The following is a 12,501-nucleotide window of genomic DNA, read 5'->3' on the forward strand; positions in this document are numbered from 1 at the left end:
CTTTACAACAATAAGTTGGGCCGCAAGTAGCCCAACGATCAAAGCCGTCTCTGGCGTCAGGACGGATGTGAGCCAGCCAAAGTAAGAACAAGGAAATAATAATGACTTATAACTATCATCAGATAGCAGCGAATTCTTCAAAAAAGGTACTTAACGGAACGCTAAGCCCAAGTCGCGTTGCACTCGTCATCGCGCTTCAACTTGGTGTGTCTGCACTACCAATTAATCTTGCACATGCCGATGAAATCGAATCAGACGAGTCCATGACGGTATTTGGCGAAGCCAATAAAGGCTATGCTGCTGGTAAGATCTCAACCGAAAGCAGCCTAGGTATGTTGGGCGACAAAGACTTTCTCGAGACACCTTTCAATGCGCTCGGATACACAGACAAACAAATTCAAGACGTACAAGCACAAGATATTTCGGACGTGATCTCAGCGACGGATCCATCCGTTTTCACAAGCGGCGAAACAGGGTTAAATAAAGAAAGCTTTAAAGTACGAGGATTTAACCTCGATGTCGGCGATGTCATGTTTAATGGTCTTTACGGCATTGCACCTTATTACCGTGTTAGCCCAGAGATGTTTCAGCGTGTTGATGTACTAAAAGGCCCATCTGCACTTCTCAATGGTATGGCTCCAAACGGCTCCGTTGGAGGCTCTGTTAATCTTGTCACCAAGCGCGCAGCTGAAACACCAACCACTGCCTTTACGCTTAACTACTTATCTGACGCCCAATTCGGTGGACACATCGACATCGGCCGTCGTTTTGGAGCGAATGATCAATTTGGCGTGCGTTTCAACGGGGCATTTAAAGATGGTGACACAGCGTTGAACCATCAGAGCAGTAAAACGCAGCTCGCTGCATTGAGCCTGGACTGGCGCAACAATATTGCCCTCGTAGAAGCCGATTTTTATTACAGCACTGAGCGAGTTGATGGCGCGAACCGAGGCCTAAGCATCGCTCCCGGCGTGAAAGTTCCACCACCACCTTCATCCGACACCCTTTTAGCGCCAGACTGGGCATACAACGACAGTAAAGATAAAGGCATGATGATTCGTGGCGAGCTCGACGTTACTGACTCTGTCACGCTCTATACTGCGCTAGGAGGCAGTCGAACTGATTTCGATTCCAATGTTCCACAAAGAATCAAAATTATTGATAACTCAGGCACGCTTGAAGTCTCTCAAGGCGCAGTAAAGTTAGACAGTAAACGTACATCAGGTGATGTTGGGGTTCGTAGTGAATTTGATACAGGACCAGTTGAGCACTATCTGGTACTGAATGGTACTTACTTTAGAGAAGATAAACACGACGCGCCAGCAGGGAACAACGCGCCTGAGTCTTGGAAACCAAATATCTACGATCCAGTTTGGGGGCCAGCGCCTTCAGGCTATGACAATTACTACCAATTACCGGTTGATTCGACTCTCGTGAGCTATGGAATCGCAGACACCCTCTCTTTTGCTGATGGCACCTACCAATTAACACTGGGCGTTCGTCATCAAAGCATCGACTTTGAATCCGGTATTGTTATGAATGGCATGTCACTGCCAACCACAAAACTAAAAGAAAGCGCAGTCACCCCTGCCGTTGCCTTATTGTACAAAGTATCGAGCTCTGCCTCACTATACGGCAACTACATCGAAGGCTTAACCAACGGTAAAACAGCACCGAGAGGATCTGCGAATATCGGAGAGGCATTCGCGCCGCAGAAAACCAAACAAATCGAAGCCGGGCTGAAACTTGATCTTGACGACTTTGCCCATACCTTCAGCCTGTTCGAGATCAAAAAGCCAAATGGATATCAAGATCCTGTCACTGATATCTATTCATTTGGCGGTGAGCAACGTAACCGTGGTGCTGAATGGGGCTTCTACGGTACCGTACTTGAAGACTACACACTAACAGGTGGCGTAGCATACACCGATGCCGAAATTACCAAAGCAACCGACGTGACGACTGAAGGTAAACAAGCAACAAAGCAACCAAAATTCCAAGCGAAGCTCGCACTGGAGTGGAACTTACCTGCGATGCGTGATCTCACACTTATTGGCCAAGCTAACTACATGTCTGAGCAATATATTGATGCGCAGAACACGCAATCATTATCAGCGCAGACGATTTTTGACCTTGGTGCTAGATACAATTCCACCATCGCAGAAACCAACGTCGTTTGGCGTCTTAACGTCAATAACGTGACCGATGAAGACTACTGGACAAGCACACATTACGCCACCCTTGCGCTAGGTTCACCACGCACAGTGATGTTATCAGCCACTGCGGATTTCTAGTCCTATCCTCTTACGCCCTTAGCTATCTGACTAAGGGCTTTTTCTTTTCTGCTTGGCTTTTTAAGAGAGTTCACAATGAAACAAAGCGAACCATTACCTTTCCACCAAGAGGCAGCATTACCTTTAACCTCATATCAAAGCTGGTTGCTATCCACTCAAAAGCAGCGCAGCGAACAGAGGTCGATAGCTAATTTTATCTATCAAGAATTTGATTACACAAATACATCTTGGGACACCTTTAAACCTTGCCTAGAGGTTTTAATTAACCATCACCCGATGCTTAAGGCCACTATCAGCGACGATTTCTTCCTCCAAAAATCTAACACGCCTCATTTAGATGCGTTCGCCGTTAATGACTTAACCTCCGTTTCTGAAGAAGAGGCTATTGAGAAGCTGAAGCACGCCCGCACTGAACTGACAACAAGCCGTTCGTCCGCAACGGTTTACTTGGTCGTGAGCCTTTTGCCATCAAATACCATCAGGCTGCACGCTCGTTTCAACTCTGTTGTCGTCGATATGCCAAGTGTGATGCTGTTTTTTGAACAACTTGCTCAAATGTTACAGGGCACAAGTCTGAGCTTTGCTACTGAGGAGCAAGTATTCGTATCGCATCAACAGTTGGTCGATAGTGAGTTGGTCAAGATACCATCGAACAGCAGTAACGACTGGGAAGAACATTTACTCAATCTACCAAGTTCCGCTAATGTCCCAACGCTTTGTGAACCGGAGAAGCTGATTGAGACAGGCGTAACAAGGCGAACATTAGCGTTGCCAACAGACAAATGGCATCGGATAGTCAAATACAGCCAAGCCTATGAGGTTACATCAGAACTGACATTAGCGAGCGTGTTCGCCGCAGTACTCTCCCTGTGGGGGCAACAGAGAGAGATGATGTTAAGGTTTGATTGCCATAAAAACACAGCTCACCTTGATGTTATGGGTCAATTTACTCAGCCGCTATTGGTCAGCCTATCAGGAATCAATCAGCGTTTTGTTTCACTTGTAAAAGAGAACCAAAGTCACTTCGAACAAGCTCAATCGTTTCCAACCATGGCGATTTTCCCGCTTGTCCAACAATTAGCAAAGCTTTCAGAATCCCATCGCTATCCAGCCAACATCGCTTTTTCTAGTCAGCTATCAACCGTCAATCAAAAACCAGTATGGGGCTGTTACCAATCAGCAAATACATGGCTCTCCCTGCATGCCACTATTTCACAAAACGGGCTCGAATTGCATTGGGACAGTCAGGATGCCCTTTTCCCAGCAGACATGATACAAGATATGCTGTGCACCTTCTCCGAACTGCTCGAACATCTCAGCCAAGCGGAGAGTCACTGGAATCAACCTTTACCCGTATCGCTGCCTAAAAATCAAATCTCGGTGCGTCGTGCTATCAACAACCAAGATAACCAACCTCTGCCAGAAGGTTTACTCCATCATGGTTTCTGGGAAAACGCCGAGCGCTTCCCTAATGCTACGGCAGTTATCCACGGCAAAATTTCACTCAATTACCAAACGTTAGCGGACTATGCAGAGCGTTGTGCTAAGACGTTGACACTAGCAGGCGTTGAGCCGGGAGATCGTGTCGCGATAAGCATGGATAAAGGTATTGGCCAGATTGTCGCAGTCTTGGGCATTTTGTATGCAGGCGCTATTTATGTGCCGGTTTCTCTCGATCAGCCTAAGGAAAGGCGTGAAGGCATTTATCTAGGCGCAGGCATTAACGTGGTCATTACCGACGAAGAGGCTGTGACAGATGCCACATCAGCCAACGGTTTCACTTACCTCACATGGCAAGACGCGATAGAAAGCAGCCCACTGGACAAGTCTCCAGAAGTAGACCCAGAGCAGCCAGCTTATATAATTTACACTTCGGGCTCGACAGGCACACCAAAAGGGGTGGTGATCTCTCACCAAGGTGCTCTCAATACCTGTATCGCCCTGAATCAACGTTATCAAGTCGACCATCACGATCGTGTGCTTGCTCTCTCAGCGCTTCACTTCGATCTCTCTGTTTATGACATCTTCGGCTTATTGTCCGCTGGTGGTGCGGTTGTGTTAGTGAATGAATCGGACAGAAGAGACCCAAGAGCTTGGTGTAAAGCAGTTGAAGATCACAACGTCACGATGTGGAATAGCGTTCCAGCCCTTTTCGATATGCTATTAACCTATTCTACGTGTTTTAACTCCAAGGCCCCTTCCCGTCTTAGGTTAACCATGCTGTCAGGCGACTGGATAGGGCTCGATCTCCCTGCTCGTTATCGCAAGTATCGATCTGATGGAAAGTTCATCGCAATGGGTGGGGCGACCGAGGCATCGATTTGGTCTAACGTATTCGATGTTGAGCAAGTCCCGAATGACTGGCGTTCTATCCCCTACGGATACCCTTTACCAAGACAGCAATATCGAGTGGTTGACGAGCTGGGGAGAGACTGTCCAGATTGGGTACCCGGAGAGCTCTGGATTGGCGGTGATGGCGTAGCACTCGGGTATTTTAATGATGAGCCGAGAACCCAAGCACAATTTTTAACACTGGATGGCCAACCTTGGTATCGAACAGGAGATATGGGGTGCTACTGGCCAAATGGTACGCTCGAATTTTTGGGACGCCAAGACAAACAAGTCAAAGTCGGTGGATACCGCATTGAGCTAGGTGAAATCGAAGCCGCACTTAATACGATTCCTCAAGTGCAGCGAGCGGTTGCATTGGCAGCAGGCAAAAAAGATAAGACACTCGTCGCTTTTGTTGTCACGGATTCAGCACAAACGGCAACCAAACCTCTGAATACTGAGGACATACAACGCCAGTTGAAGGATCAATTGCCAAAATACATGTTGCCTCAACGTATCCTATTGCTTGATGCATTGCCTCTTACCGCCAATGGTAAAGTTGATCATAAAGCACTCGCTCAGATGACAAGTCGTAAAAGAAGCCAATGTTCGAACTCAGAAAAGCCATTGGTTTCTGCCAGCGAACTTAAAATAGCAGAGCTTTGGGGTGATGTACTCGGGCAACAAGCATTCCATAAGCTCAGTGACTTTTTCCAATCTGGAGGTGATGCTTATCGCGCAGTTGAATTGATTCAACGCTGTCACAAAGCGGGATACCCGATCAAGTTGTCGGTATTGTATCGTTACCCTACGCTCGAAGCGTTCGCTCTCATAATGGAAAGGTGTAAAATCACAACACCTCAAGGAGCGTGATCATGAGTCCTCTAGTGACTATCGCAACTTCTGAGGCACATTGCGATACACATTATGTAGTGTGCCCTTTCGCAGGAGGTGGCAGCCGAACCTTCACGAGCTGGCGTAAGCTCAACCTCTCGAATGAATCCATTTCAGTGATGGTGTATGCAGGTAGAGAAGCGCGAATTGACGAGCCCGGCATTGAGACCATCGAATCACTGGCCGAGGAACTGGTTCAAGCCCTAGTAGCGAGTAGCCTACCAATCGAAAAGACCGTCATCATTGGCCACAGTATGGGTGCGCAAGTGGCGTATGAAGCGTCGAAGCAACTTATTAAATTAGGCCAATCGCCGCAGGGTTTGGTGATATCTGGATGCCAAGCGCCTCATATTCGGGGGCGGAGATTGATAGGCGACTGTGACGATCAAGCCTTCCTTGAGAATCTGGTTGATATGGGAGGGTGTGATCGCAGCCTACTCGATAACCCACAATGGTGGTCGATCTTTCTTCCCGCTTTACGAGCGGATTTCACTGCGACGGAGAGGTATCTGTTCCCGTCAGCACCGGATGATCAGGCTAAACTATCCGTCCCAACACTTTTAATATCAGGAGATCGTGATTCTGAAGCGTACTTTGCTGAAGTAGATGATTGGAAACTCTGGTGTAATGAAGTGCGCGATCATCTTGTTGTCGAAGGGTCTCATTTCTATATCACTGAGAATGCTCAAAAGATGATCGACTGTCTAAGGGCTTTCTCGAACGAACTGAAATGTCCTCAAATCTGAACAAGTTACGCTTAAATGCGGCGTGACTCATCGACACCAAAATAACAAAAGGTAAGGGCATGCAATCTAAATGGTTGCATGCCCTCTTCTGTCAATTAATCAATGTGCCTCTGGAGTGCCGTAAGTTTGGAAAGCCGACTTCTCAGGTAAACGATACACTTCTTCACCTAACACCGTATTGATGATTGAAGCGTTTCGATGAGCACCAATCCCCAGGTCGGGGCCGCCGACGCCATGTTGGAAGACTTCTGGATTTTGGACAAAGACGTGTCCAACCCCCTGATCACAACGTTGAGCAGAAAAGTCCGATTCAACAATCAAATCGCCATGCTCATCCACGGCTAACACCGATCCTTTCAGTGCCTCCAACCATGCTGGCCATTGATGCGTGTAACCTGTGGCACAAATGACAGCATTAGTATGAAGTGTGAATGCTTTTTCCTGCTGTGATTGATAGCACGACACCGCAAATACATCAGAGCCGTCGATAATCTCAATATCATTCACCTGACAGTTAGAATACAAATTCAGTCCCGGCTCTCGCCCTCCTATCGAACGCTCATAAAGTAAGTCAAAGACATCCGCGATGGTATACCCACTTATCCCTTTATATAGTTGCCCTTGTCCTTCTACGATGTTTCGACGTTTCTCACGTGAAAGCGTGTGAAAATAGTCCATGTATGCCGGAGTAAAGCACTCTTGGCCCAGCTTAGATGCTTCCATCGGATGGAAGCCAGCAGAGCGAGTTACCCAATTAACCCTCGCGCCGCCTTTGATCTGCTCATCAGTCAAATCTCGATATAAGTTGAGAACACACTCCGCTGCACTTTGGCCCGAACCTACCACGGTGACGCTGTTACATTTAGCCAACTCCTCGCGCATGTGTGCAAATTTAGCAGAGTGCTGAATCAACGGGTGAGCAGCATGGCTTGCCCACTCCGGTAGCCAAGGCGCAGTACCAACACCGATCGCTAGATTTCGACTGTAACGTTCTTTAATTCCACCGTCAGTCAATTCACTTTGAACCTTAAAGCACTCATTGTCTTGAGAGTATTCAACACCAACAACATTTTCACTGTAGGTACAGTTTTCTAGTTGTTCAGCCGACCATTGACAGTAATGGTTATATTCGCTGCGCGGAACAAGGAACGTTTCGTAATAGTAAAATTGGTACAAGCGATCATGTTGTTTGAGATAGTTTAAATAGCTCAACGGATGAGTAGGATCGGCCATAGTGACCAAGTCGGCCAAAAAAGGAACCTGTAAAGTTGCACCCGGTAATAACATACCACTGTGCCAATTAAATCCATCCCGGCGCTCAATAAACTCGGTGTCGAGTTTAGGTTGATGAGCAGTTAAAGCAGCCAGCCCTAGGTTAAATGGCCCTATTCCAATACCGACAATATCTTTTATTGTTATATTCACTTTTTCTCCTTGATATGAGATGAAAACGTTATGAATTGTGGGAGGCGCAAACCTCTGGAATGGCAAGGTCAACACCACCATCCCAGAAGAAAACATGCCACTAAATCAATGATGCATTAGGTCACGACCTCGAAACCCTGAGTTAAAGCGAGCGCTTTTACCTCCGCAGCATCTTTACAGCGAATGAGCTGCATCGGTGGCAGCTCCACCCGTAGCACTTTATTTAATTCAGTACTGATTTGTTTTAGATGGTTAGGCCTCAAACCCAACTGGGAAAAAGGCAGGCTCTCTTTGGTTTCATCAGTCACTGGTTTACCAAGCACCTGACAATAGACATCAAAGATAATCTGTTCGGTTGAGTCTTCAGCAGCCATATCGCTGAGCGGTCTATCGAAAAGCTCTATCACTCTGGACTCCAAAGGCTTGAGAGTTTGCTCAGGGGCGGTTTCAAACAGAGAAGTCTCAACCATATGGCAGAAAGTCATATCGATATGATCCAATATCATTTTCACCTGTTCGTCCGCCACGGCTTCGCTGGCATAGTCAACGCTGAACATGATCGAGCCACCAGCCATCGCAACAAAACGTACATCCATTGCAACTTGAGGAGTTTGTGTCAGCCCACGCTGAAGTTGCATCGGTGCATTCTTACTGAGCGTTGGCCACGATAAACCGTTTGTTATCACAATCGGCAGAGTCGGCCCTGGTCCACATCGCTCAAATAAAGTACGAGCCAAATCAACCCCAGAAAAGGCGAGATGTTCGAGCCCTTCTAACGTGTCTGCTTGCAAGCTTTTGGCTCGCTGAAGATAATCGTTTTGTGCTGCTTGCCATTGAACAGAAATAAAGCTTGATTCACTTGAGTATGTCGCGCTCACCATTGGCAACACCGGAACCGCAACACACAACTTTCCATCACTCACATGCGAAGATATCGCCTCAAGAGCTGCTGACATCATCATGGTATTCTTGTAAAGGCCCTGCTTACCTCCAACCCGAACGAGCTTTTTCACCGTCTCTTTATCAATCTCAAGACTCTGCCTTTGATAACGAGAACAAGGGATCGATTCGAGTGATTTATGCCAAGGGAATTGCATCGGTTTATCGACGGACTTTAGTTTTTCCAGCCAATAGTTTTCGTCTCTATGGCGAGTAATTTTCGGGTCTTCTGTCGATGACTCGGGTTCAATATGCGGTAAGTAAGGCGCTTCACCATCAAACAACTCAACCAACAGCGCAGCAATAGACCGAGCATCGAGGATTAACGCATCAAAGCGCGCGAACACGTGAGTGATATCATCCGGAAGCGCAAACATTGTGATATCCCATAGCGGTCGTTCTAAATCAAACATGGCGTGGCTGTAATCATGCCGGAAGCGCGCTAACTCACTTTCTACCCTGTCTTTTTCTGTGCAAGATAAATCATGCAAAGTCAGGTTCACTTGTGGGCATAGGCTAACTTTGAGCTCGAGTGATTTACTATCAATATATTTCCTCAAGCTTGGGTATCGGATGACCATTTCTGATAGCCTGCGACGGATAACAACTGGAGAAAGCGTACCTCGATATTCAAGGAGCTCCTGCATCGCAACTCCGCCTAATGGCATCTGCGTCGTTCGACCTAATAAATATGCGCGCTGCATCGAGCTCAGCTCCGCAGTTAAGTCAGACTGGCATACGAGCTTTGAGTGCAAACTGCCCATCGAGGCGGTCAATAATTTAGGGTTAGAAATGACGCTTTTGGTGAGAGCCACAAAGTGATCAAACATCGCAGATGTCCATTCCTTTGGTAGGGCTTCTTGTCGGACATCCCAATTAATCATGACGCCACCATCAATGCTCACCACTTGTGAATCCAGTGCAACCTGAGAGCCTTGAGAGATAGTCCAATTCATCTTGCCAAAATGTTTATGGACGCGGCGGGAGAAAAGATCACCACTCGGTAAATCAAGAGCAGATGTAAAAACAACCGGCGCTAACTGGGCACTGCCATGATGCAACGAAAGGTCTCGCATCACATTCACACCGTCATAGAAGCTATGACCAAGTAACGGCCCCATTTTTTCGGCGACAGAGTGGCAAAAATCGATCAGCGTGTCGGTCTGCGTCATATCCACGCTGAGCACAACAAAGTTGACAAAATCGCCGACAACCCTTTCTGTACCCTGCGTTATTGGTGGCCGCCAAAATACTGGAACGTTAACCCTAAAAGCTTCATCGCCTGTCGCCGTGCCTAAGGTTGTTGCGAACAAACCTAGCATCAGATTAGCGGGCGTGATTTTGTATTGCTTTGCGAGAGAGAACAGAGTGGATCGCTGCTCAGAATCAAGCCAAGCGGAATAGTGCTCACTTGTAATTTGACTTGGGTTGCCTTCAGGGAATGGCAAGGAAGGTGCTGGCGCAATACTTTCTAAATGAGCTTTCCACCACGCTCGGTCGACTTTTCGCTGTAGCTTGAGTTCTGGCTCTTCTTTTGCGAGATCATGCCACGCAAAAAAGGATGGCTTATCGTCCGTATCAAATACACCGCCTTCATAAAACGTCGCTAAGTCCTCGATTAAAATCCGACAGCTGTCTGGATCGATAGCAATCATATCGGTATCAATATGAAAGCGAAACCCATCATCAGGTAATAAACTCACAGAGAACTTTGCGGCTTGTCCTTGTGTTAAATCAAGCTTTTGATGTGCCCATTGGCTTCTTTTTTCATTCAAGGAATCAGTTAATTTATCAGCCGATAATTGACTGAAGTCATCTACCTCTAAAATGTTTCCATTGGGCTCATCGATAATAGAACAGGTGCCTGATCTATCAACCTTCAATCGCAACATTTCATGCCGTTTATATAATTTTATTAAAGCAGCGTGAAGTTTTTCAAGGTTAATATTCTTGCCATCGAATTCGGTATAAAGGTGGGACGCAACGCCACCAAGTTTAGCGTTCGCATTTCTTCCAAACCAACATGCAGCCTGCATTGGTGTTAAATCACTCATCTGCTTTCACTTTGTTGACAATCAATCGGTAAGGCGCCATTATTTTGCAAACAATAATCATTTACAACAAAAATGTTAATATTATTATATAGATAAGCCTTAAGCCTTGTTAAGACAGGAATCTAGTGCGTTGAATGTTTCTGCTGCGTGATCTATGCCACCAGTAGAATAAAAATAGATTGACATATAAATAACATGAAAGATTGATAAGGAGGTTTACTCTGGTTACCCCAATATTTCGTAAATAGTTTGGTGCTCTTAATCTCTAACTCTTAATGCAATAAGCATGCTGTATAAAAATAACCGTACTCACTTCTATAAATAGAGAGCGATTTGTTATTTTATACTGTTAATTTTGACATTAATAATAAGAGCACGACAGTCGATAAAATAAAACCACCATAAAGCAACCTTTACGCTAATAGTAATTTAATCATTAGCAAGCTAGCTGTTCATTTTTTAATAAAAATAACCAACGCTATAAATACAATAATTTCTTCTTTAGAAACCATATAAATAATAATGATTAAGGTTTATTCGTACATCAGCCACTTGTACTTTAAATCATGAAAATAAGACTCAACAGGCGACACAATGAAACTATCCGATGAGGATCTAAGCAGACTTAACGAGTTCTGGCTTTACTGCAGCGAAAACCAATATTTTAACGTCGGGTATCCTGAATCTGCTGATTTTGATTATTCCGAATTAGAAAAATTTATGAAGTTTTCCATCAATAACTGTGGAGATTGGAGAGAAGAAAGCAATTACAAGCTCAACTCCTTCGACTTTGAGAAAGACGTCATGCGTTACTTCTCCCAGTTGTTCAACATCCCCCATCAGGAAAGTTGGGGCTATATTTCTAACGGTGGTACCGAGGGCAACCTGTTTTCCTGTTATTTAGCCCGTGAGCTCTTTCCAACGGCCTATCTCTATTACTCTGAAGAAACCCACTACTCGGTCGATAAAATCGCTAGATTACTCAACATCCCATCGCGCAAGATCCCTGCTCTATCAAATGGTGAAATAGATTATCAACAGCTCGTAACTCAAATTGAGCGAGACCAACAAGGCAATCCCATTATCTTTGCCAACATTGGTTCAACTATGCGAGGTGCTATCGATGACATTGGAAGAATACAGAATGATCTCGCTGCTCTAGGGCTCGACAGGAAGGATTATTACATTCATGCCGATGCCGCATTAAGTGGGATGATCCTACCATTTGTGGATCAGCCACCACCCTACTCGTTTCAAGATGGCATCGACTCCATCACGGTATCTGGACACAAAATGATCGGGTCACCGATTCCATGCGGGATCGTGCTAGCCAAACAGCATATGGTTGACCAAATTTCCGTGGAAGTGGACTACATCTCGTCACGTGATCAAACCATCAGTGGTTCCAGAAATGGCCATAGCGCACTATTCATGTGGACTGCAATCAAGAGCCATTCATTGTCAGATTGGCAATCTAAAGTGAAGCTTTGTTTGGATATGGCGGACTATACCGTTCAACGCCTACAAAAAGCGGGCATTGAAGCATGGAGAAATAAGAATTCGAATACCGTCGTTTTCCCGTGTCCGTCTGAGCCGATTTGGCGCAAGCATTCTTTGGCCACCTCTGGGGATGTTGCACATATTATCACCATGCCGCACCTCAACAGCACTGCGCAATTAGACGCATTAATCGATGATGTCATTTTCGACTTATCGCCCGAATATGGGCTTGGGCATGTCATCGGACAAAACTAAATCATCACGTTTAACAATGTCAGTTAAGAACATCAGTTCAATAGGCTTAATATGAAAACGACT

At 45.8% G+C, this 12,501-nt stretch carries 6 protein-coding genes; 4 read left to right on the plus strand and 2 right to left on the minus strand.

Going from position 1 to position 12,501, the window contains the following annotated elements; translation table 11 throughout:
* Positions 1–101: 101 nt before the first annotated feature.
* The 3 genes from GXP65_RS08845 to GXP65_RS08855 all read left to right on the plus strand — a co-directional run bounded on the left by GXP65_RS08845 (position 102) and on the right by GXP65_RS08855 (position 6,265).
* A complete protein-coding gene (locus tag GXP65_RS08845; protein ID WP_162092603.1) occupies positions 102–2,294 on the plus strand; it encodes a TonB-dependent receptor in 2,193 nt (730 codons plus the stop codon).
* A 75-nt stretch (positions 2,295–2,369) separates the two neighbouring features.
* The gene (locus GXP65_RS08850) at positions 2,370–5,498 is read left to right on the plus strand and encodes an amino acid adenylation domain-containing protein (RefSeq protein WP_162092604.1); all 3,129 of its coding nucleotides are present in this window, start codon (positions 2,370–2,372) and stop codon (positions 5,496–5,498) included.
* Between the two features lie 2 nt (positions 5,499–5,500).
* Positions 5,501–6,265, plus strand: coding sequence for an alpha/beta fold hydrolase (locus GXP65_RS08855; RefSeq protein WP_162092605.1), 765 nt, complete (start codon positions 5,501–5,503; stop codon positions 6,263–6,265).
* Positions 6,266–6,364: 99 nt separating this feature from the next.
* On the opposite strand, the gene angU is transcribed toward GXP65_RS08855, so the two are convergent.
* Together angU and GXP65_RS08865 are read right to left on the minus strand one after the other, a co-directional pair.
* Positions 6,365–7,690, minus strand: coding sequence for an anguibactin biosynthesis histamine N-monooxygenase AngU (gene angU, locus GXP65_RS08860; protein WP_162092606.1), 1,326 nt, complete (start codon positions 7,688–7,690; stop codon positions 6,365–6,367).
* A 116-nt stretch (positions 7,691–7,806) separates the two neighbouring features.
* Entirely contained in the window at positions 7,807–10,683 is a 2,877-nt protein-coding gene (locus GXP65_RS08865) for a condensation domain-containing protein (RefSeq protein ID WP_162092607.1), read from the minus strand.
* A gap of 594 nt (positions 10,684–11,277) precedes the next feature.
* Between GXP65_RS08865 and GXP65_RS08870 the strand changes: the two genes are divergently transcribed.
* A complete protein-coding gene (locus GXP65_RS08870) occupies positions 11,278–12,438 on the plus strand; it encodes a histidine decarboxylase (protein WP_050913423.1) in 1,161 nt (386 codons plus the stop codon).
* Positions 12,439–12,501: the final 63 nt, after the last annotated feature.

The organism is Vibrio sp. LB10LO1 (assembly GCF_010092875.1).
In the GTDB taxonomy this organism is placed as follows: Bacteria; Pseudomonadota; Gammaproteobacteria; order Enterobacterales; family Vibrionaceae; genus Vibrio; species Vibrio campbellii.